The sequence below is a fragment of the Alteromonas sp. 4NH20-0104 genome, assembly GCF_057547795.1.
Map to the genome: position 1 here is coordinate 1 of NZ_BAAJLP010000009.1, position 22,449 is coordinate 22,449.

Below are 22,449 nucleotides of genomic sequence, written 5' to 3' on the forward strand. Positions count from 1 at the left end.
TGCGTGTACCCCGGTAACGGATAATGCCCACCCGCTATCTGCACGGCTAATCCCTCTTGCTCAGGATGCTTTTTCAGGCAGTTCGGTAAATGTTCTCTCCGGTGTGAAGCAAACTCTGTATACCCGCAACGGTTTGCAATACGCAGCGTTTTATAACGCAAACGCTAAACTGGTAGTGGCTAAACGGGCAGTCAACAGTGACCAGTGGCAAATTGTGGAAACATCTTTCAGTGGCAATGTGAACGACGCCCATAACCACATCAGCCTGGTGGTGGACGACGAGGATTACCTGCATATCGCCTGGGACCACCACAATACGCCGCTCAAATACGCCAGATCGGTTGCACCGGGCAGCCTGCAGCTCGCCAAAGCCCGCATGTTAAGCCAGCCCGGTGCGGAGGCCGCAGCACTGGAGCACAGCGTCACCTACCCGCAGTTTTACGCCCTGGCCAACGGCGACCTGCTGTTTGCCTACCGGGATGGCGGCTCCGGGCGCGGTAATCTGGTGCTTAACCGATACAACGGCAAGAGCAAGCAATGGCAGCGTCTGCATAACTCATTGATCGACGGCGAAGGCCAACGCAGCGCCTACTGGGATATGGCCGTGGATGCAAACGGCGTGTTGCATCTGGCCTGGATTTGGCGCGAAACACCGGACGTTGCCACCAATCATGATTTGTCCTACGCCCAATCCACCGACAATGGCGCCACCTGGCAACGTCTTAATGGCCAGCCTTACACGCTGCCGATTACGCTGGCCACCGGTGAGGTCGTTAAAGCCGTACCGCAGCAGCACAAGCTGATGAACCCACCGGTTGTGACCGCCGATGCCCAAAGCCAGCCATTTATCGCCAGTTACTGGGCGGATACGCCGACGGATACTCCCCGCTATCACGTGGTATTTAGTGATGATACTCAGGGTAAAGGCAGCCCGGATTGGCACGAAATGAAAGCCCCCAAAGTGGCTGAAAATTTTGCCCTGAGCGGCCATGGCACTAAACGCCCGCCGATTTCCCGCGCGGTGTTGCTGGTAGAATCAACCAGCCACGCCCGCCAGGTGCATTTGATTTACCGTGATGACTATCAGCACGGCAATGTGATTGCGCTTTCCAGCCCCCTGAAAAAGCCCGCCTGGCACTCTCAGGTGTTGCTAGATCAGGCAGTAGGCGCCTGGGAGCCCAGCCTGGATATTGCCGCCTGGCACGATCAGCAACAAGCCCATTTGCTATTACAAGCGGTCGCCCAGAACGATGGCAACGACCACCAAAGCCTGGCCACCGCCCCCAGTCATATTGGCGTGCTGGTTTGGCAGCCATAAACCAGGAACCGTTATGAAATTACTCACTACTCTCGCCGCCACGTGGTTACTGATTGTCAGCGTGCCGGGCTGGGCTAAACTGCCTGAACCAGACCAAATAGTAAATCAGATGCAGCGGGTTGCCGACTGGCAAATCGCCCATTTTCACGATGATATGGAACGCGAAAACGAATGGGAAAATCGCTTTAATGCCTGGACTTACGGCGCGCTGTATATCGGTATGGAAAAATGGGCGCAGATGGCTACGTCCGACAAATACTATCAATTCTTACTGGAGGCGGCCGCCAACAACAACTGGGATTTAGGGCCGGGCAAATACCACGCCGACGATCAGGCTGTGGGGCAAGTCTACCTGTCGCTCTACGATAAGTTTCAGCAACCGCATATGCTGGCCAAAGTCCTTGAGCGCACCGAGTGGATCATGAACAATCCCAGTCAGCAGCCCATGCGTTTAAACCACTATAAATACACCGAGCGCTGGACCTGGTGTGATGCCCTGTTTATGGCGCCGCCAGTGTGGGCAAAGCTTGCCAGCATTACCGGTAATGACCGGTTCACAAATGAAATGTTTGCCGAATACGTAGCCACCGTAAATCACCTGTACGATAAAGAAGAAAAGCTGTTCTATCGCGACGAACACTTTATCGATAAACGCGATCAGGGCCATAAGATTTTCTGGGCACGAGGCAACGGCTGGGTATTCGGCGGCCTCACGCTTATTTTGCAGGAATCACCCGAAGGCCCGCAAAAGGCTTATTTCAGCAAGCTCTACCGCGACATGGCGGCTAACCTGATTACCTTACAAACAGCAAAGGGCCACTGGGCCATGAGCTTAAAAGCGGCCGAGCTTTACCCTACTCCGGAAACCTCAGGCACCGCATTTTTCACCTACGGCTTAGCCTGGGGCGTAAATAATGGTTATCTCGATAAAGCCACATACCTACCGGCCATCGAGCTTGGCTGGCAGAGCCTGACCAGCCATATAACCGACGACGGTATGCTGGGTTACGTGCAACCGGTAGGCGCAGGCCCGGGCGAAGCCTGGCCGGATAAAACCGAAGTTTACGGCGTCGGTGCTTTTCTGGCTGCCGGCAGCGAGCTTTACAAACTCACCGCAAATTGACCAAAACTGGCAGGCAATCATGCAGAAACTGACAAAATATCTCACCAGGGCTAAATGACTCAATGTGTTCTGGTCAGCCTATCCAGGAAGCATTACTATCAAACTGAATTTACACTTAGTTAACATTAACCTTGAGTAGCCAGCTATGCGTATTTTGCTAATTTTGCTTTCCCTGCTATCTGCCATTCCCACCATGGCAGACGAACTGGCCAAACCGGAACTAGAATTTATCTTTAAAGCCTTCGTTACCCTGGATGAACCCCACGAACTGGGCAAGACCACATACGGCAAGCGCCGCATTATTGGCATTAACGGGGGAACCTTTAAAGGCCCCGACATGCAGGGTGTTGTGCTTGATGGCGGCGCAGACTGGCAAACCGTCAGGGCTGACGGCACTGCCGATTTGGTAGCAAAATACAGTTTAAAAACCGATGATGGCTATGTGATTTACATTCAGAACTCCGGCATTCGTACAGCCTCGCCACAAGTGCTGGCCAGGCTGGCAAAAGGTGAGGCGGTTCCCTCTTCGGAGTATTACATGCGCACCGCTGCCACGCTGGAAGTCAGCGAAGACAGTCCTTATGCGTGGTTAAATAAGAGTGTGATCATTTCTACCGGCCGGCGTAATGCCGACAGCGTGGAGTTGGATTTTTATCGGGTCAAATAAGTCTCGGGGCGATAAATCGTCGCCCCGTAGTATTTATCAGGTATTTACTGGCTGTCAGCCGCGTCTTCGCCTTCAAGCTGCTGTTCTTTTAGCTCAAGCTCTTTAACTTCGGCTTTAATTTGTTCGCGCAGCTGGTCGTGTTGCTCTCTGCTTAGCGGGTAAATTTTGTTGATATAGCATTTAAACGGCAGCGAATCAGGCGTGTAGATAAAGTCGGTGCCCTCGCTGAGGGAATTACCAAAGCGGCGGTGCAGCAATATACCGGGCGCAAAGGCTATTTCATTACACCGGGGCACCAGCTTCACCAGATAATGACGCCTTGGTGAACTGCGCAATATCAGATACTCATCACTGAGTTCGGTGTAGCTGTCCAGCCTAAAGGCACTGATAGTATGGTCGCGTTCAAGGGATTCATCGGCCACAAACTGCTCCACCAGCGTGACCATTTCACTGTTGGTTAAGCGCGGTGTTGCACACCCGGCCAATATAAGCACAGACATTGCTAACAACCAATATCGTTTCATATTACATTTTCTCCCCCTGACAATGTTAGTCACCAGGTTATGACAAACAATCCGCGCAATAATTCCCAGGTTCGGGCTACCATAACTCTTGGTATTAACTTTTTACCTTATTAGTTAGCAACTGTTCCTGAACGTCGCGCTCGCTGTAGACCTTGTGCCTTAGCGACACAACTTGCTCGTAATCCAGCGGATAGATTTTCGAGATATAACACTTTACAGGGACAGTCGCATCAATGTACACAAAATCACTCCCTGCCTGTAAACTGTTGCCAAATTCCCGGCGCAGCGCCAACGCCTGATTCTGCTCCTCCATCAACTCATCGCATCGGTCAGTCGTTGCCACTTCTATCAGAAAATGCCGCGACGGTGAGGCCCTCATGGTAAGGTAATTTTTGTTGATATACCGATAACTGTCGATGTTGTAAGCACTCACACTGGCTTCGTTCTGGAGGGCCTGGTCAGCAATAAATTGCTCGACCATCGACTCCATTGCCATGTGATCAACAGACTCTACAGCAGAACAACCGCCCAATAGGGCTAACACAGCACAACTCATTAATGCTTTTTTCATAGCTTCTCCATAGCTGAATAATAAAAACAGTTTTTCACCTTAACAAAGCAGGCTACACGCATTAACCAACTCATTTTTAATTTATAGCGTAGCACAGTTGTATGAATTGAAACTGAACAACGTATGCTCTTTGTAAACCAGGATTACTTAGAAACCAACAGCTTATACTGCTATTATTGATTACATTGCGGTAGTCACCAGCGCACCACACTTAAAGAGACCGGATAGAGAGACAGCCATTGGACACCAGAGAGTTTATTCAAATACGCCGGTTTATTCTAAAACTGGGTAAAATGCTGCACAAATACGGCACACCTGCGTTTCGCCTGGAAGCCTATTTAACCGAGGTCGCCCGCTATCTGGGGGTGTATGCTTCGTTTATCTCTACGCCAACGTCGTTATCGGTGGTGATCTGGAGTGACCGTCACGAAGAAGAATACAGTCATAACGCACGCCTTGAGCCCGGCGAACTGGATTTAAACTCTTTGTCGCTTACTGATGAGCTGGCCAATCTGCTGCTATCCGGCCAGGTAACCCTGCAGGAAGCCGACCAGCGCTTAACCGAAATAGAAGCCATGCCGAGCCCGTACGGTAAACTTATTACCGGCTGTTCATTTGGCCTTTCCACTGGCGCCTTCGGCATGCTAATGGGCGCGAGCTTATCGGAAATTTTCTGGTCCGGACTGTTTGGCTTTGTGGTGTATTTCTGGGTACTTTGGTCGGAGCGTTCCAAGCGTGTAGCGCTTATGCTAGAGCCCGTTATTGCTTATGTGGTCGCGTTTCTGGCCTGCGTGGCGAGCCGCTTTTTCGACCCCGGCATTAACATTCCCATTATCATCCTATCATCAGTAATTATTTTTGTACCGGGGCTGGCGCTGACCATGGGGCTTGCCGAGCTCTCTTCGCGCAATATGGTGTCGGGCACAGCGCGTATCATGGATGCCATGATGCAGCTGTTTAAACTGTATTTTGGTGCATTTCTGGGTGTAGCGACCGGTTTTAGTTTATTTGGCGAAAATACCTATGCACCGGCTGAATCCCTGCCCTATTGGTCGACCTGGCTAGCCGTGGTATTGCTGGGGTTTGGCCTGGTGGCTATCTTTCGCACCCGGGCGAAACATATTCCCTGGGCACTGGCCGCCGCGCTAATTGGCTATAGCGCCACAGCGCTAAGCTCGGATTTCCTGCCGCAGAATGTCGGTAGCTTTGTGGGAGCATTTACACTGGGGATTTTTGCCAACGCCTTTACCCGCATTGCCAATCAACCTGCGACTATTGTGGCCATGCACGGCCTGATTGTGCTGGTACCGGGCTCTAAAACCTATATCGGGCTGAATTCGTTCGTCTCGGGTCAGGATTTTGTGAATGCCGAGCACATTGGCCAGGACGTGTTTCTGATTTTTATGTCGCTGGTTGCCGGACTCATTTTTGCTAATGTGGTGTTCCCCACTAAAAAAGCGCTCTGATTAACCAATTATGCCCAGTTCAACGGCGCGCAGCACTGCGCGGGTGCGATCGCGGGCATCTAGCTTGGCTAGTATCGTCGACACCTGATTTTTCACCGTGCCTTCCGACTTAAACAGCGCCCCGGCGATTTCTTTATTGCTGCACCCGGAGGCCATTAACCGCAGGATTTCCTTTTCCTTGGCCGACAGCGGTTCAATCGGTGCCGGGCCGTCGGGCGTGGTATTTAAGCCCTGCAGACTGTTGATAAGGGTATTGGTAATGGCCGGCTGAATCAGCGACTCGCCGTTATGCACCGCCTCTATACCGTCAACCAGGGTTTCCAGCGACACGTCTTTTAGCAGGTAGCCTTTGGCACCGGCGCTGAGTGCGCCCATTAAACTCTCGTGGTCGTCAAAGGTGGTGAGCATAATGGTGGGCAACAAGGCCCCATCCTGTTTTAAAGCGTTTAGGAGTTCGATGCCGGTCATGCGTGGCATGCGAATATCCAGCAGCATCACGTCCGCCTTGCCGGCGTTGGCTTGCAGCCACTCGTGGGCGTCAACACCATCGTTGGCCTGCCCCACCACTTCCACTTTATCGGATAGCGAGAGCAGGCTACACAGGCCTTGCCGCAATAACTGCTGATCGTCTACAACTAATACGCGAATCATCCGGGCTCCGGTATCATCAACAGGGTATGAAAGCCCCGGGGGCTTGCATTGAACTCAGCACTGCCGTTGAGTTCGGCAACACGCTCCTTAATACCAGTTAAGCCGTTACCTGGCTGAAACTCACCGGCGGTGCCGTTGTCAGTAATTTCAGTAACCAATTGCTTTGCCCTGCGAGTGATATCAATGTGCAACTCACTGGCTTTACCATGGCGTATGCTGTTGGTCAGGCTTTCCTGCACACATCGTAGTATCGTGGTGGCCTGCAACAAACTTAGTTCACTTAAATCACCCTTACAATCAATGGTCACCGATATCTTATCCTGCAAAGGAGCAATCAGTTCGTTCAGCGCCTGCTGCAAATCCAGCGAGCCGAACTCGCGCATATCCGACACCGCTTCCCGCACATCAGACAGTAGCAGTCTGGCAATGCTTAAGCACTGGTCAATAGGCGGGCGCTGCTCTGGAGCAACGGTGCGTGAGGCCACCTGCAGATGTAACGAAAGCGCGGTAAGGTGATGGCCAACCAGATCGTGAATGTCACGGGCGATTCGGGTACGCTCATCCTTTCGACTGGCCTGCTGCATCAGATCCTGCAGAGCCCTTAGCTCGCGGTTTACCTGCTCGGCCTGCTCCTGGGCTATCTCAGCCTGCTTACGGCTTTCCATCATCATTAGTGAGAATAAATTGAAGGTCCAGAACAGGGTTGCGGTTAACCACAGTCCATTGGTTTGCTCCCACACCTGAGCAAACACAATCCACGGGATTGCCGACCATAAAGGCGATAACCACAGCGTTCGTCGATAAGGTATAAAGTACGGTAATTGCCCGGACCAGATAACCAGTAAAATGGCATTGAACTCAAACGGGCTGGTCACGAATGATCCCAGTACCAAAAAGTACTCAATAACCAGCAGAATAACTCTGACCGAAGTATCGTGGCGGTAGGGCTCATCGCGGGTGACAAACAGGAATGTCAGGGCAAACAGCACAAATATCGCCAGCGTAGCGAATAGGTTTACCGGCCCAAGACGACTGGACCCGCTCATTAGCCAGACATTTGCCACCGCCACTACGGCGATTGTGATGATTGCCGCCAGCAGCTCAGCTTCAATTTTTGGGAAGTATTTTTTCATAACTGCCAGTATTGGCGAATCGCCGGACAATTGGAATAGGCCAAAAGTCATCTTTTCGATTGTGACTTTTGCCACTACGGCCAACCAAGCTGTAACGGTAGTCTGCTTAACACAAGGTTAAGGAGATTTCGTTATGCACTATGTTCAACAAGGCTTACTGTACTTACATATATTTACCGGGGGTTTAGGGCTCCTGTTATTCTGGATCCCCATTTTTGGTCGCAAAGGCGGCTTTAACCACCGCCGGTTTGGCGTGTACTTTCGTCGCACTATGCTGACCTCGGTGATAAGCGGGGTCATACTGGCGCTGTTCTGGATTTTCGTGCCTACCATGGGTCATCCTGAGCTGCTGGATAACCCCAGGGCGATCCCTTATTTTCAGCGATTTGGTGCCTTTTTAGTTCACCTCGGACTGGTAATGTATACCTCCGTAATGGGTGGGCAATGGGCTCTTGAAGCTAAGAATAACCGCGACTCGCTGCGCACTCCGGCTCGTGTTGCACCAGCTGTTTTACTGGTTTTCACCAGCATAGGTTCAGGCTACATGGGGATTAGGTACGAGCAAGTATTAATGATGGTGTTTGCGCCGCTCGGCCTGATGATTGCCTGGGGTCAGCTACGTTTTATTTTTGCTAAAGAAGTCGAGCCAAAAGCCTGGCTGGTAGAACACCTTTCCGGCTACTTAGGTACCGGCATTGGCGCTTATACTGCCTTCTTTGCCTTTGGCGGGCGCACGCTGTTTAGTGATATTGGTGCCTGGCAGTATGCTTTTTGGATTTTGCCCGGCGTAATTGGCAATATCGCCGTGGTATTACTGGCCCGTAAATACCGCGGAAACAGCAAACCTCAGGTAAAAATCCCGCCACTGCCGGCGCAGTCAGGTACCGCGCAGTAAAAAAACGCCTTGCTCCGACTTATCAGTGAGCACATTATCCTCGGAGCGGTCTTTCAAGCCCACGCCCGTCAGCTGTTTAGCCCGGGCGTTTTCCATTAAATACAAACAACGTGTGGCGGCTTTTGCCGGGGCCAGCCCCTCTGGCCTCACGTTTGAAATGCAATTGCGTTTGGCATCATCACAACCCCGCTTTGGCTGCCAGGTAAGATAAACTCCCAGACTGTCCGGCGAACTTAAGCCCGGCCGCTCACCTATCAGCACCACCACCATTTGCGCATTGAGCGCCTGGGCAATATCGTCACCGATGGCGACCCTGCCCTGTTCAACCACCGTAACTGGTGCCAGGGTCCATCCTGGCTGGCTGGTTTCCAGCTGAGCCAGTAAAGCCGTTAAAAACGGTACGCTTTGCTGCATTACCGCAGTGGCGGAGAGCCCATCGGCAATCACAATAGCCAGATCGAATGATTCTTTTTCACGGAGCCCCTGCAAAGAGTAAGTACTTGCTTCACTTAGCTTTCGGCCTAGATCAGGACGCTGTAAATACACCAGGCGGTCCTCCGCCTCGCTTTTCACGCTTTGAAGTATTAAGGGTTGTTGCTGATAGCTCAGCGCTGCCAGTTGCTCACTTAAGAGTTCACCGTTTAACGGGCTGTGTACCGCATCAATGGCCTGGGCATGCGCGAGCTGAAATTTAAGTAATTCACTGGTGGGCAGGCTGGTCCCGGCCCGGCCAAGCCCGATACGTGCTGCGGTTAGCTCGCGTAACTGTTGCCAGGTATCGGTGTGCAGATGCTGCTCCTGATCACTCATGACTTACCTCCGTTATATGGCAGCGTCGCGGCAAACCGACCCGGTAATTTATCGGCCAATAGCTGATTGCCGCTGTCGGTGAAGATCTTCTGCTGTTTCAGCCAGGCATCAAATTCCGGCGCCGGGCGCGCGCCGAAAAGCTGGCGAATATACAGTGCGTCATGAAACGAGGTGGTCTGGTAGTTCAGCATGATATCGTCGGAGCCCGGGATACCCATAATAAACTGGCAATGGGCGCTGGCAAGTAAGGTGAGCAGGTTATCCATGTCATTCTGGTCGGCCTGGGCATGGTTGGTGTAGCAGATATCACAGCCCATGGGTAAACCTAACAGCTTGCCACAAAAGTGGTCCTCTAAACCTGCCCGAATAATCTGTTTGCCATCAAACAGGTATTCTGGCCCGATAAAGCCCACCACGGTATTGATAAGCAGCGGGTCGAGTACTCTGGCCAGGCCATAAGCCCGGGCCTCGCAGGTTTGCTGGTCGACCCCGTGATGACCATTGGCCGATAACGCGCTGCCCTGGCCGGTTTCAAAATACATTACATTGTCGCCTACCGTCCCCCGCTTAAGTGATAACGCAGCTTCGCGGGCTTCCTGCAGAATTGCCAGAGAGACGCCAAAACTACTATTAGTCACTTCGGTGCCGCCGATAGACTGAAACACTAAATCGACCGGCGCGCCGCGCTCGATGGCTTCAATGGTGTTGGTAACATGGGTCAGCACGCAGGACTGGGTGGGAATGTCGTACTTATTGATCAGTTCATCGAGCATGTTGAGCAGTTTTATGGTTTGCGCCACATTGTCGGTTGCCGGGTTAATGCCAATCACTGCATCACCACTGCCGTACATCAGGCCATCAAAGATGGATGCCGCGATACCGTTTAAGTCATCAGTGGGGTGATTCGGTTGTAAGCGGGTAGAAAAGTGGCCGGGCACGCCAATGGTGTTGCGAAACGCGGTGATCACCTCGCATTTTCTGGCCACCAGGATCAGATCCTGATTACGCATAATTTTGCTCACCGCGGCTACCATCTCCGGGGTCAGGCCCAGACACACATCCTGCAACACAGTGGCATCGGTGGACTCAAGCAATAGCCAGTTGCGTAACTCACCCACGGTTAAACTGGCCACCGGGGCAAACGCTTCGCTGTCATGGGTATCGATGATCAGTCGGGTGACTTCATCTTGTTCGTAGGGGATAACGGTTTCGTTTAAAAAGGTGCTCAGGGGAAGTTCGGCAAGGGCCATTTGCGCTACCACGCGCTCCTCTGCCGTAGCTGCAGCCACACCGGCCAGTTGGTCGCCGGAGCGCAGCGGTGAGGCTTTTGCCATCAGTTGTGAAAGGTCTTTAAACTGGTAGCTAAGGTGACCAAGTTGAAAGCGATATCCTGCCATAGCACCTCTCCCTGTGAGTAAGCTTAAATTCATCATGCCCGCGCGGCGTTGCATTTGCAATTGCCACCAGGCGGCAAAATTTTACAGACCGGTAGCACATCGTGCGCAATTGCTGTTTAATTAATACTCAACACATGGATTCAACGATCAGGAAGTCACAATGAAATATCTATTATCAGTACTAATGCTGGCAGCTTGCCTAAACTTTAACTTAACCGGACAGGCACTCGCAGACGAACATCAGACTAACAATCTGGATTCTGCCTTATTTGGCTATTGGTACGGTGAAAGTATTCCCATCCCCATTGGCGGCAAAATGGTTAACAGCCGGTTTACCTACCTTTTTTTAGAAAACGGCCAGATGCATATGGGCCCGGAAGCAGCAGTAGAAAAGGCGCTGAAGGATAAGCAAGCCACCAACTCAGATAGCGAGGTTAGGACAGGCACTTGGACCGTTAAAGACGATGTTTTGCTGGTTAAATGGGACAATGGCGCCAACACAAAACGCCGTTACCGGATAAACGGTAACGCCATGGAGATGCTTAACGCGAAGGGGAAAGTGATTACCGCTTACCAGCGCTAATAGCTTTTTTGACAAGGAGGGCTTTTTGACATGGACAGGCACTCTTTAAATACTCAAGGCTATGTAGCTTCAGCTCTATGAATCAGGCAGTTGTTTCTGCGTTTTTTTATGTTTCAGAGGGGGAAACTAAAGTATTTGGTCTTTCAAATGCGTAGAGGGCGTTGAATGTCCGCCAGTCACTTTTCGCTAAATGTCTGGCGATATGGAATGAAATGATGTTGATGAATTAATTAAGTTTAACTAAATAGGCCAGAAAGCTCTAAGCGCAGTCTGCATATTTCCGGCGTTGCCTGATAAATTTTTCAAAGCTTATCGATGATTTAAATGTCGTCTCGATGCCGGTTACCATCTCGTTCCAATCATTGTTCGCGAGTCCAACCCGGGTCAGAATGGGTGAAGCTGAATCATCGATTTTACCTTTCTTGTTGGGTTGTAAATGGCGACCTGACAGTTCCACCAGTTCAATATAGTCCTGTAGTTTAAAAGGCAAACCGTCAGGCATTGTGTTACATGGGTTCCCTACAAACGGAAGTAATTGAGCAGGTTGCCGATTGGATTTGGCCGCATTGATGCGTTTTTGAATACTTGTGTGGTTGGATTCTTCAGGGGTATTAGCCAAACAGGCACGTACTGGATTTAAGTCAACATACGCCATACAAGCAGCTAAAGATGCTTCATCCAGGAGCGCCTGTAACTTAAACCGCCCCTCCCAGAAATGACCTGTACATTCATCTTCTTTATTGGCTCGACGAGCGATGTATTCATTCAGCAACCGCATAAACCAGCTGATATCGTACAGTCGTTTACGGTAAACTTCAGCCAGGTTATTTACCGTTTCAACTTCTGCTTTAGACAACGTAGTCGATTCTGCGTCGTCAATATAGCGTTGAGACAACAGCATGCCTTTGTAAAGCCGATGCCACCGCCTGATGATATCTTTAACACTTAACGAATCGGCTTTTTGTTTATTGATGCGTAAGACCACATGGGTGTGGTTGCTCATCACCGCATAGGCGCACACATCAACACAAAACACCTCTGCTAAAAACAGTAACCTGTCTTCTACCCATTGCCGGCGATGCTCGTAGCTTTTGCCTGTCTGATTATCTTCACCACATAAATACGCTCGTCGAACACAGCGGGAAACGCAATGGTAGTAAGGGGTATCTGACAGGTTGATAAGACTTTTACGAGGTCTGGGCACAATGTTTCACTTATCTAGAAAAGTAGTGTGTTCATTGTGCTGACATTAAGAAAAAATCCAACTGGACCTGAGTCTAGCGAGTGACTGTCTATATGTAAAAATGGGGCTTTACGTTATAGCAAAGCCCTGTTGCTTTTTAGCAAACTGCAGCAAACGCCTTTGCGGTGGCGTCGATATTGCGGGTGTTCAGGCCGGCTACACACATGCGGCCGCTGGCAATCAGATAAACGCCAAAATCGTCTTTCAGGCGTTTAATTTGCTCCGGACTGAAGCCGGTGTAACTGAACATTCCCACCTGCGCGGCAAGATAGCTGAAATCCACATCCGGGCGCAGCTCGCCAAGCTTGGCTACAAGTTGCTGACGCATGGAGTACATGCGCTCGCGCATGGCTTCCAGCTCGGTTTTCCATTCATCGGTCAATGCATCGCTCGCCAGGACGTGGTTAACCAGGCGCGCGCCGAACGACGGTGGCGTAGAGTAGTTAGTCCGCACGGTAAACTTAAGCTGGCCCTGAATAGTTTCGGCGGTTTCCGGTGATTCACACACCACATACAACGCCCCTACACGCTCACTGTAAAGTGAGAAGATTTTCGAGAATGACTGAGCTAACAAGAACGGCTGACCTGACTCCGCCATCAGTTTAATAGCCTGAGTATCTTCGTTTAAACCAAACCCAAAACCCTGATAAGCCATATCGAAAAAGGCCAGCAGGTTACGTTGTTTAACCACGTCCACAACCTGTTGCCACTGCTCGTTGGTTAAGTCGATACCCGTTGGGTTATGGCAGCACGGGTGTAGCAGTACAATGGCTTTTTCCGGCAATTGATTTAAATCTTCCAGCATTCCGCTGAAATCGAGCATTTTGGTTTGCGGGTTGTAATAGCGATAGGTATTTACCTTCACGCCCGCGCCTTTAAAGATAGAGTGATGGTTTTCCCAGGTCGGGTCACTCACCCATAGCTCTGAGTCGGGAAAATAGCGCTTGAGTAAATCAGCGCCTACTTTCAGCGCGCCTGAACCGCCCAGGCTCTGGGTTGAGGCTAAGTGACTGTCCACTAATGGTAGTGCATCACCAAAGGCCAGCGATTTTACTGCTACGCGATAGTCCGGTAAGCCGTCCATCGGCAGGTAAACGGGCGATGCCGGTGGGTTATCTGCTGCCCAGACTTTGGCCTTATCAACACTGCTAAAGTTTGGCACTTTGCCGTCTTCATCAAAATAAAACCCGATGGTGAGATTCACTTTGTCCTCACGGGGATCTTTCATGAATTGTTCAACCAGCGAGAAAATCGGGTCGCCGGCATAGGCATCAACATGTTCAAACATAATAATTCCTTAGAGTGACTGTCTCTTGGGAGCAGCTTTTTATTAATCTATTGGCCAGTTTAAGCTAAATAACGGTCTTTACGGTGGTTAAATGCAATCAGAATATTCAGCACCACTGCGCCCAATACAGAAGCGATCAGTGCCGGAATGCTCACTACAAAAAAGGCCGCACACACCACCAGCACATCTACCCCCATTTGCAGGTACCCGGCACGGAAGCCGGTTTTATCCTGAATGTAGAGCGCCAGAATGGTTACGCCACCCAGGCTGGCACCATGGCGGAACAATACCACAAAGCCGGTGCCCATGAGCAGATTGCCAAACAGGGTTGAGTAAAATAAATCCAGCTCACCAAACTGAATAAACGCCGGATGAATATGGGTAAACAGCGACACCAGCGACACGGTAGCAAAAGTCTTAAGCGTAAAGACCACGCCCATTTTCTTTAGCGCCAGAATATAAAACGGAATATTCACTAAAAAGAAGGCTACGCCAAAGGTCATCGGCGACAGGTAATCAATCAAAAACGCCATCCCTGCGGTACTGCCGGTTAGCGCGCCAACCTCACGCAGTAAAATAGCCCCGAAAGAGACTAAAATGGTACCGGTGACCAAAGCCAGAACATCTTCTACCCAACTGTGCCGAATCGACTTCGGCTGACTGATTGCTGCTTCGCTCATGACTATACCCACGGAGTGACTAAAAATTAAACCGTGAGAAATATAGCACATTAAAAATCATACTGTGCACATATTTTAACTATTTTGCGCAATCTGTGCGTTAAATAGTTATTTTTGCGGCATCACAACCAAACGCCATCTTCTTTAAGGCGTTCCAGCACCACCGCGGTGCGGATATGCCCCACCGTTTTGTGTGCAGCTAAGTCGCTGATCAGCGCCGATAAGTCACTCAGCTCAGCCACCGCCACTTTCAGAATAAAGTCGGCGTTGCCGGTAGTTTTATACATGTCCAGAATAGCCGGGGTGTGTTGCACCAGTTCATAAAAAGCGCTAACGGCCTCAGGTGAGGCTTCAGCCAGGGTAATTTCCAGTACCGAAGAAATATCCAGATTCAACGCCGCAGGCGAGATCCGCGCGCTGTATCCAATAATGTACTTCTGCTGCTCCAAATGAATACGGCGGCGTGAGATTTGCGAGGCAGACAGGCCCACCAACTCGCCCAACTCCTGATTGGTCAGGCGGCCGTTCTGGCGCAGGAGCTTTAGGATCTGTTTATCGTAATCATCAATATCATGCATGATGTGTGCAAATTTCCTTGCAGTATGAATTTATTGTGCAAGCTTAGCGCGAATGTGCAATGAGATCATGCAATGATTCAATCGCTGGCAGTTGATGCTCAGGCTGATAGAACAAGCGATTCAGACGGCCCAGAAAATTAACCTTGCGATTAGGATCCTGCGGTTTAACCCGGCGTTCACTACTGGTTTGCAGAAATTCCTGCGGGCGCAAATTCAGCTCGCGAATTTCATCGGTAGTAATGCCCTGCCCATAAACCGTGCTCAGAATGCGCTCCGTTTTGCTTTCCATAATCGGCATAATGTCATTGGCGTAAAGTTCGCTAATGGGTTCTCCAATAGCTTCCAGCGAATGATTAATCGCCGCCCATAATTCATCGTGAGTATAGTGTGCATCGCCTGGTGCATAGTAACCCATGACTTCCCACTCAAATTCGGCATTACTGGCCGCTATGGAGCTTTCCACCTCAGGCGAAAACGACAGGTCCGGCCGAGCGCCAATGTTGTATGCATCTACCGACAGGCCAATACAAATCACCAGGTCACCCATCACCGCAGGGTTTCGGTAGAGCGCTTCAAAGGCTGCCCGTTTTACGCCCATCCAGCCGTAAATCATCGGCTTTTGCTGGGCGAAATGGCGCACTTCATGGGGCAGATCTTCACCGTACTTTTCCACCAGCAGCGGCATAGGATCGGCCTCTAACTGGCTTTCCGGTACCCAGACCTCGTATTCCAGACGGTTGTCGGCTTTACCCCGGCTTTTGATGCCATAGGAAAGGTTAACCGGGCGACAAATACTGCGGTCTTCATCCACCCGATGAAAATACTCCGAGCGTAAGCGCTTAATAAAGGGCGCATCCAATCCCGCCAGTGCGGCTGTGGGGTAACGGTAACCACAATCACTTTGCTCAACCAGGGTCAAACCCGGAACGCGCTCGGTTAAGGCGTGCTTTAATCCTTTGAACAACTGGTAGTCAGGCAAAATAATGCTGCGCTCGGGTTCGATGGTAAATCGTTCACCGGTTTCGCTGATAAACTTGGGGGTTTTGCTGAATTCATAATTGCCAAGACCTGACTGCTCGATGGCAAGGTCTCGCAAGCGGGCAATTTCCAAAAACAACGCTTCATGGTTGCGAATATGTTTTAACAGCGGTCGTTCCATCTACTCACTTCTGGATTAATTAAGGCCTGTTAGCCAGTCTGCCAGAAATAACGGGAGAGGTTAAGCACTTAAGTAACGGCCGGAATTGACGCTGCACACGCCACAGCACTGCCATTCAGTAAGCAGTTCAATACAACCGCTAATCGCCACATCCTGCCGACAGGGTTGGGCAAGCATTTTAATTCTGGCTTTGGGCAAACGGCACATCAGTTCAAGCGTTTTGCCGGTATCCGCCGATTCTGTGATCACACCAGACGTATAGCCATAAAGCACACGCATAAGGCCAGCGCGTAGCCGCAGACCTCCGCCCGGGCTCGACTTACTCCAGCTAGCGTGATGCATCAACCCGGCAACATTGCCGCGTAGGCCCGACAGCAAATTGGCCATGGAGGCGGCCTGAATAAATTGATCGTCCACCGCCAGGACAATTTCACCGGGATGGCTTTGCATGTAGCGTTTTAACTCGGGTACCGCCAACCACACACTGCTGGCTCGCAGGGTTTTAACCGATAAATGCGGGTGCGCCGGTAAACGGTGGGGGTGGTGGTCTTGCGTGTTGAGTAGCAGTAACTCCACATGCACGCCACTCATCAATAGCCCTTCAATCAGCTGACTGGTGAGTTCAGCGTCTTCGCAACCGTCACAGTCAGAATACGACGCAAAGACAGCAAGTCGTTCCAGTGAATGTTCTACAGAAAAATACATGCTGACCTCAATATGTCATATTCGCCCCGTATGTTGGTATTAAAGCACAAAGCCTCGCACAATTCATTAACATTTAAATAACATTTATACTGCTTTCCCACAAACATCAGTTTCTTTTTGTCCATATTGCAAAAACCGGCGGCACCAGTGTGCGCGACGTACTGTCACGCTATCGCTGGGACGCCCGCTATGGTATGCCGCAATTTATTGTGAATAAACTAAGTCAGCTCTGCGGGCACAAACTGGGTTGCCGCTTTCCACGCCACAGTAAGGTGATTGCCGCCAAAGAAATGTTACCGGCGGAATATTTCGCCGGGCTGTACAAATTCGCTTTTGTACGTAATCCGTGGGATTTACAGGTGAGTTCCTATCACCATATCAAACGTGAACGCCCCCATCTGGTGGCAGGCTTTGATGACTTTGACAGTTTTATGCGATACAAGCTTAACCCTGATCGCCCCTATCAGTATCACATCGATACGTCCATACAGTTACAATCAGATTACCTTACCGATTTGCATGGCAACCTGTGTATGGATTTTATAGCCAAGTACGAAAACCTGCAGGACGATTTCAATACCCTTTGTGAGCAGCTAAACCTGCCGGCCACCACCCTGCCTCATAAACGCAAAGCCACCGACAGAGAGAGCTACCATGGCTATTACTCAGATGATTTAGCTGAATTAGTGGCACAGCATTTTCAAAAAGACATTCAAATGCTGGGCTACCGCTTTTAACGGTTACGCTGGTGAAGGGTAAGCCTCACCACCTTTTCAATCTCCAGAAATATCAGCAACGCGAAACCAGTGAGCACAATCACCAGGTTGTCGATTAACGTTGGTGAATGCGTACCGAACACGCTTTGCAATACCGGAATGTAGGAGATAGCCAACTGGGCAACCACCACCACACCGACTGCCGACCACACCACTTTTGTGCCTTTCACCCCGGCTAAGGAAATTGAACGCAGGTTCATGGTGCGTACGAAAAACAGGTAAAAAATCTCCAGTCCCACCAACATGTTCATCGCCAGCGTCCGGGCATATTCCACATCGTGTCCGGCTGCAATTGCATACTGGTAGATACCAAATACCGCAATGAAGAACAGTGTGCCCACCAGCATAATCTGCCACACCAAAGCAGGCTGAATAAGTGCCTGTCCACGCGGGCGTGGTGGTTTTTTCATGGTCGCCGCGTCGGTGGGTTCAAAGGCTAACGCCATGCCCAGCGTGACCGCCGTGATCATATTGACCCACAAAATCTGCACCGGCGTAATGGGGTACGGCAACCCCGCCAGTAGCGCAACAATAATGGTCAGCGCTTCACCGGCGTTGGTAGGCAGCGTCCAGCTCACCACTTTTTTAATGTTGGCATACACAGTGCGGCCCTGCTCTACCGCCGCCGCGATAGAGGCAAAATTATCATCGGCCAGCACCACTTCGGCCGCTTCCTTGGCCGCTTCACTGCCTTTCAGACCCATGGCCACCCCAGCGTCGGCACGTTTAAGCGACGGCGCATCATTTACCCCGTCACCGGTCATTGATACGGTGAGTCCTAATGACTGCAGCGCCATTACCAGGCGCAGTTTGTGTTCAGGCGTAGTGCGGGCAAATACGTCAGTATGCTGCACCGCCTCTTTAAGTTGCTCATCACTGAGGGCATCGAGTTGAGAACCGGTGAGCACCTTATCGGTATGCGTTAAGCCCAGCTGTTTGCCAATCGCCTGAGCGGTTACTGCATGGTCACCGGTGATCATTTTGACCTGAATTTTCGCTTTCAGGCAGGTTTGCACGGCGCTAATAGCTTCTTGTCTGGGCGGATCAATAAGTCCTACCAGCCCCAGCAAACACAGCGATTCCTGCAGGTCATCGGCACTCAGCACAGTATGGTCTGCTCGCACGTCGCGGGCGGCTACCGCCAGCACCCGCTGACCTTTTCTGGCCAGCGCCTCAGCTTTGTCCAGCCACGCGGCCAGGTCGACAGGCTGCGCTTCACCCTGGGCCGTTTGTTGCTCCCGGCATAATTTTAACACCAACTCCGGCGCGCCTTTCACCAGTATGGTGCCATGCCCGTTGTGGTCGTGATTGAGGGTTGCCATATACTGAGTGGTTGAATCGAAAGGCAGTACATCTGTACGGCGCCACTGCGCTTTAAAGTCAGCCCCTTCATCAAACGTCGCTTTACTGGCGAAACTCACCAGCGCGGCTTCCATGGGATCGCCCTCGAAACTCCAGTTATCATCACGATGGTGAATTTCGGCGTCGTTACACAGTGCGCAGGCCCTGGCCACCGCCTGCAACAGCGGCTGCTCGGCCGTATGTACCGGTTTATCGTTAGACAATACGTCGCCAATAGGGGCATACCCCTCGCCATCCACGTCATAATCGTTCGCGACGGTCTGAACGCTGACCACCATCATTTCGTTACGGGTAAAGGTCCCGGTTTTATCCGAACAGATAACAGACACAGACCCCAGGGTTTCAATGGCCGGTAACACCCGCACAATGGCGCTGCGTTTAGCCATTGCCTGCACGCCAACCGCCAGGGTAATGGTCAGCACCGCAGGCAGACCTTCCGGAATTGCCGCCACTGATAATCCCACCACAGCGAGAAATAGTTCGGTAAAAGGCTGATTGAGTACCAGGGTGCCAACCAGTAGTAAAATAACGGCAACAGTCAGGATAAAGCCGGTGATCCACTTGGCCAGCACGTCCATTTGTTCTACCAGCGGCGTGGTAAGCTTCTGCACGCCGGATAACAACCCACCAATCCGGCCAATTTCAGTGTTAGCGCCTGTAGCAACCACAACCCCCTTAGCCTGCCCGGCTGTAACGTTGGTGCCGCTGAACGCCATGCATTGTCGGTCACCCAGCGCTGCGCCCTCTTCGACAGCATTGGTGCCCTTTTCTACCGGCAGAGACTCACCGGTGAGCAAACTTTCCTGAATAGCCAGGCTGTGGCTGCTGAGCAAGCGAATATCGGCAGGTACTTTATCACCCGCTTCCAGCAGTACTACGTCACCGGGCACCAGTTCCTCACCCGCCACCGTCCGACGCTTACCATTGCGGATCACCGCCGCTTTTAAGGCCAGCATCTGACGAATAGAATCCATCGCTTTTTCTGCTTTACCTTCCTGCATAACCCCAATGATGGCGTTAACAATAACCACCGCAAAAATCACCGCGGTATCGATCCAGTGTTGCAAAAAGGCGGTAAGGATACCGGCTACCATCAGCACAATAACCAACAGGTTAGCAAATTGCTTTAAGAATCTTGTCAGCCCGCTGGCCTGAGGGGCTTCGGGTAACTTGTTAGGGCCACAGGTCGATAGTCGCTGGCTCACCTGTTCCTGGCTCAGGCCGTCAGGACTTGCTTCAAGCTGGGTAATCGCCTCGTCGGAGGAAAGGGCGTGCCATTTGGATTGCTGTACATCGGTCATGATTACTCCCGTATACGTAAGTCTCAGGCAGTACGAAGCAGGGGCGAAATTTCAGGTTCACGACGCCTGCATGCCATCTAATAGTATAGATACCGTACAAAGATTACGTGCAGAAGACACTGATTTGCATCAAAGAGGAGACTAAGGCGTGCACTTACCTCCTGTAATAACAACCTTAGTTTCAGTCGGTTCAGATATGCAGCGTTGCACCATGCTGAGAAAATATTGTGCGGACTTTATCCAGTTCATCCGGTGAAGTCTGTTTCAGAAAGGTACTCAGCGATCGGAACAACTCTAGCGCCTGACTCCCGGCAGCGGTGAACTCAATCATCTTTACCCCTTCCGCGCACGATTGAAAGGCATGAACCTGATTTTCCGGAATGTAAACCATGGCGCCGGCGCCGCAGTGATAGCCATCTTCATTCAACATGAAATCCACGGCCCCGCTTATCACATAAAAAGTTTCAGACCAGGGATGGCTGTGGGGAGGCGGGCCAAACCCTGAACCGGTACTTTCCTGTACCGTCACCGATTGTTCATCGCCGTTGCGATGATCGCTCATAACGTTTATCAGGCCGCCGAGCAGCTCGATAGTTTCAAGTGGTGCAGTGTCCTGCAGAACAATTGCCCTGTGCATAGCATTACCTCTTTTCACCCACTTGCGGCATAAGGCTGAATGAGCTTGCCGCTGACTAATGGTAAAGACCTGAGTGCGATGACCTGACTAGCGGGGCACCAGACTTAAGTCATAACACGGAAGCGTCGATAACCAATCACGAAAAACGCTAACAGTAACAACGAGCTGACAGCCGGCGCATTCACCTGATTGGCTACTGCCACCACCAACACCGGTAAGACTTCAATGAAGAACCCGGCACTATCAAACTGAATCAAAGGGCTGCCCATTAAGGTGGCCACTTCGCTGCTGCTTAAATCTGTACCGCCATTTAAAAACGCATCCATCAGATTTTCATTGCCACTGTTATGGCCTAAGCCCAGGTTGTGACCCAGCTCATGAGCAAGCAATTCGGCATTAAACAGACTATCGGCATAGGCAGACTCAACCACAAAGTCATTCCCCGGCGTTTCGCCACAGCCCACATAAAAAATAAAGTTGTTCCCGCACCAGGTGATATCGTCGAGAAACCAGAAATTCACTGTCGTTGCGCTGCCGTAATGGGCCGACGTCAGGGTATCCCACTTAATTGCGGAGTCCAGTGTAAGCAAGCCAGGGGCAACGTGCTCAATGGCCGTGCTCAGCCTAATATCAACCGGTGTATTCAAAAAGCTGGCCTGGGAATAAATAGCATCCATTCCTGCTTCATCGATGGTGATGTAAGCAGCCTGAGTGATGCCGCTCCAGCCCAATAAAAAAAGTATAAAATACCGTCGCAGTGTCTGTTTTAGTGAAGTGGTATTTAGCAACATGTCCGGTCCTTCTGATAGAGGAGATGATTAACGAATTCCAGACTACTCACCACTCAGGTTCAGGAATAATGGTGCGGTGCACCCAATAAACGCTAAGTATAGTGAATAAATTTAAAAACGAGATGAATGGTTAAAAATAGCTCGCCACAAGGGTCTCTGTGGGCGCACAAGAGCTCAGGTTTTCTGCCGTTGGGCAGCAAGATACTTGTAAAGGGTGGATTCACCAATATTGAGCTGTTGGGCAACGTCTTTTTTCTTCATGCCTTTGGCAATCAACTTATTGGCTTTGTTTATAATGGTCGAGGGCAGGGCTTTACGGCCTTTATACTTGCCTTTAGCTCTGGCCCTGGCAATGCCTATTGCCTGCCTGTCGGTAAGCAGATCCTTATCCATTTGGGCCGCGCTGGCAATCAGCGCATAAATATTCAGTGCCGGACCAGCCGATGATTCCAGGTTATCAACTATCAGCATAACACCTTGCTGTTCAAGCTCTGCACAAGTGGCTGCCACGGCTCGAATGCTGCGGCCCAGCCTGGACACATCATGAATAATCAGCCGATCGCCACGCTTTAGCCGCTTTAATAGTCGGCTGAGCTTGGGTTTTGCGCCAGGATCAACATTCGGTTCGCGCACAACAATATCATAGGGATATTTATTGATTAACGCCTGAGCCTGCTCATCAATATCCTGCTTTTCGGTACTACTGCCAACGTATAAATAGGTGGTCACGCGCGGTTTCTGATTCCAATGGTTATGATCAAAATGATAGTAAAATCAGCATTGAATACAAG

The 22,449-nt window shown here is 50.9% G+C and carries 23 protein-coding genes; 7 read left to right on the forward strand and 16 right to left on the reverse strand.

Features of this window, described 5'->3' with window-relative positions:
- From AC27IB_RS08210 to AC27IB_RS08220, 3 genes are all read left to right on the forward strand, one after another.
- On the forward strand, window positions 1-1,318 hold a 1,318-nt coding region (locus tag AC27IB_RS08210), incomplete at its 5' end, for a BNR repeat-containing protein (RefSeq protein ID WP_487120180.1).
- A gap of 13 nt (window positions 1,319-1,331) precedes the next feature.
- Window positions 1,332-2,441, forward strand: coding sequence for a glycoside hydrolase family 88/105 protein (locus AC27IB_RS08215; protein WP_487120182.1), 1,110 nt, complete (start codon window positions 1,332-1,334; stop codon window positions 2,439-2,441).
- Window positions 2,442-2,586: 145 nt separating this feature from the next.
- Entirely contained in the window at window positions 2,587-3,108 is a 522-nt protein-coding gene (locus tag AC27IB_RS08220; protein ID WP_296049404.1) for a DUF3237 domain-containing protein, read from the forward strand.
- A gap of 44 nt (window positions 3,109-3,152) precedes the next feature.
- Here AC27IB_RS08220 and AC27IB_RS08225 read toward each other — a convergent pair whose 3' ends face one another.
- Both AC27IB_RS08225 and AC27IB_RS08230 read right to left on the reverse strand, forming a co-directional pair.
- Window positions 3,153-3,632, reverse strand: a complete 480-nt coding sequence (locus AC27IB_RS08225) for a DUF6491 family protein (protein WP_487120184.1) — start codon at window positions 3,630-3,632, stop codon at window positions 3,153-3,155.
- A gap of 94 nt (window positions 3,633-3,726) precedes the next feature.
- Window positions 3,727-4,203 (reverse strand): DUF6491 family protein, encoded by a 477-nt coding sequence (locus AC27IB_RS08230; RefSeq protein ID WP_487120186.1) that lies wholly within the window; start codon window positions 4,201-4,203, stop codon window positions 3,727-3,729.
- Between the two features lie 239 nt (window positions 4,204-4,442).
- Between AC27IB_RS08230 and AC27IB_RS08235 the strand changes: the two genes are divergently transcribed.
- Window positions 4,443-5,669, forward strand: a complete 1,227-nt coding sequence (locus tag AC27IB_RS08235; RefSeq protein WP_296049399.1) for a threonine/serine exporter family protein — start codon at window positions 4,443-4,445, stop codon at window positions 5,667-5,669.
- Here AC27IB_RS08235 and AC27IB_RS08240 read toward each other — a convergent pair whose 3' ends face one another.
- Window positions 5,670-6,320 carry a response regulator gene (locus tag AC27IB_RS08240; protein WP_487120188.1) on the reverse strand — a complete coding sequence of 217 codons (651 nt, stop codon included), beginning with the start codon at window positions 6,318-6,320 and terminating at the stop codon, window positions 5,670-5,672.
- Window positions 6,317-7,453, reverse strand: coding sequence for a sensor histidine kinase (locus tag AC27IB_RS08245; protein WP_487120190.1), 1,137 nt, complete (start codon window positions 7,451-7,453; stop codon window positions 6,317-6,319). Before AC27IB_RS08245 ends, AC27IB_RS08240 begins: the two co-directional genes overlap by 4 nt.
- A 133-nt stretch (window positions 7,454-7,586) precedes the next feature.
- Here AC27IB_RS08245 and AC27IB_RS08250 point away from each other — a divergent pair, with 133 nt between their 5' ends.
- A complete protein-coding gene (locus AC27IB_RS08250; protein WP_487120192.1) occupies window positions 7,587-8,348 on the forward strand; it encodes a hypothetical protein in 762 nt (253 codons plus the stop codon).
- Here the strand turns inward: AC27IB_RS08250 and eutC are convergent.
- Window positions 8,331-9,158 carry an ethanolamine ammonia-lyase subunit EutC gene (gene eutC / locus AC27IB_RS08255; protein WP_487120194.1) on the reverse strand — a complete coding sequence of 276 codons (828 nt, stop codon included), beginning with the start codon at window positions 9,156-9,158 and terminating at the stop codon, window positions 8,331-8,333. The genes AC27IB_RS08250 and eutC overlap by 18 nt on opposite strands.
- Window positions 9,155-10,555: an ethanolamine ammonia-lyase subunit EutB gene (locus tag AC27IB_RS08260; protein WP_487120196.1), complete on the reverse strand. Its 1,401-nt coding sequence runs from the start codon at window positions 10,553-10,555 to the stop codon at window positions 9,155-9,157. The genes eutC and AC27IB_RS08260 overlap by 4 nt, the downstream gene beginning before the upstream one ends.
- Before the next feature lie 160 nt (window positions 10,556-10,715).
- Between AC27IB_RS08260 and AC27IB_RS08265 the strand changes: the two genes are divergently transcribed.
- The gene (locus AC27IB_RS08265) at window positions 10,716-11,138 is read left to right on the forward strand and encodes a copper resistance protein NlpE N-terminal domain-containing protein (RefSeq protein WP_487120198.1); all 423 of its coding nucleotides are present in this window, start codon (window positions 10,716-10,718) and stop codon (window positions 11,136-11,138) included.
- 259 nt (window positions 11,139-11,397) lie between these two features.
- On the opposite strand, the gene AC27IB_RS08270 is transcribed toward AC27IB_RS08265, so the two are convergent.
- From AC27IB_RS08270 to AC27IB_RS08295, 6 genes are all read right to left on the reverse strand, one after another.
- Window positions 11,398-12,342, reverse strand: coding sequence for a transposase (locus AC27IB_RS08270; protein ID WP_487120200.1), 945 nt, complete (start codon window positions 12,340-12,342; stop codon window positions 11,398-11,400).
- A gap of 136 nt (window positions 12,343-12,478) precedes the next feature.
- Window positions 12,479-13,669: an amino acid aminotransferase gene (locus tag AC27IB_RS08275; protein WP_487120202.1), complete on the reverse strand. Its 1,191-nt coding sequence runs from the start codon at window positions 13,667-13,669 to the stop codon at window positions 12,479-12,481.
- Window positions 13,670-13,728: 59 nt separating this feature from the next.
- On the reverse strand, window positions 13,729-14,349 hold the full coding sequence (locus AC27IB_RS08280) for a YitT family protein (RefSeq protein ID WP_296048996.1): 621 nt from the start codon (window positions 14,347-14,349) through the stop codon (window positions 13,729-13,731).
- Between the two features lie 122 nt (window positions 14,350-14,471).
- A complete protein-coding gene (locus AC27IB_RS08285) occupies window positions 14,472-14,927 on the reverse strand; it encodes an Lrp/AsnC family transcriptional regulator (RefSeq protein WP_296048994.1) in 456 nt (151 codons plus the stop codon).
- A 43-nt stretch (window positions 14,928-14,970) separates the two neighbouring features.
- Window positions 14,971-16,086, reverse strand: a complete 1,116-nt coding sequence (locus tag AC27IB_RS08290) for a hypothetical protein (protein ID WP_296048992.1) — start codon at window positions 16,084-16,086, stop codon at window positions 14,971-14,973.
- Between the two features lie 60 nt (window positions 16,087-16,146).
- Window positions 16,147-16,791: a hypothetical protein gene (locus tag AC27IB_RS08295; RefSeq protein WP_487120205.1), complete on the reverse strand. Its 645-nt coding sequence runs from the start codon at window positions 16,789-16,791 to the stop codon at window positions 16,147-16,149.
- An 89-nt stretch (window positions 16,792-16,880) separates the two neighbouring features.
- Between AC27IB_RS08295 and AC27IB_RS08300 the strand changes: the two genes are divergently transcribed.
- A complete protein-coding gene (locus tag AC27IB_RS08300) occupies window positions 16,881-17,528 on the forward strand; it encodes a sulfotransferase family 2 domain-containing protein (protein ID WP_487120398.1) in 648 nt (215 codons plus the stop codon).
- Here the strand turns inward: AC27IB_RS08300 and AC27IB_RS08305 are convergent.
- The 4 genes from AC27IB_RS08305 to AC27IB_RS08320 all read right to left on the reverse strand — a co-directional run bounded on the left by AC27IB_RS08305 (window position 17,525) and on the right by AC27IB_RS08320 (window position 22,387).
- A complete protein-coding gene (locus AC27IB_RS08305) occupies window positions 17,525-20,230 on the reverse strand; it encodes a cation-translocating P-type ATPase (protein WP_487120207.1) in 2,706 nt (901 codons plus the stop codon). The genes AC27IB_RS08300 and AC27IB_RS08305 overlap by 4 nt on opposite strands.
- Before the next feature lie 190 nt (window positions 20,231-20,420).
- Window positions 20,421-20,867, reverse strand: a complete 447-nt coding sequence (locus AC27IB_RS08310) for a cupin domain-containing protein (RefSeq protein WP_296048983.1) — start codon at window positions 20,865-20,867, stop codon at window positions 20,421-20,423.
- A gap of 104 nt (window positions 20,868-20,971) precedes the next feature.
- Entirely contained in the window at window positions 20,972-21,658 is a 687-nt protein-coding gene (locus AC27IB_RS08315) for a hypothetical protein (RefSeq protein WP_487120209.1), read from the reverse strand.
- A 174-nt stretch (window positions 21,659-21,832) separates the two neighbouring features.
- Complete coding sequence (locus AC27IB_RS08320) at window positions 21,833-22,387, reverse strand: recombinase family protein (protein WP_487120211.1); 555 nt, start codon at window positions 22,385-22,387, stop codon at window positions 21,833-21,835.
- Window positions 22,388-22,449: the final 62 nt, after the last annotated feature.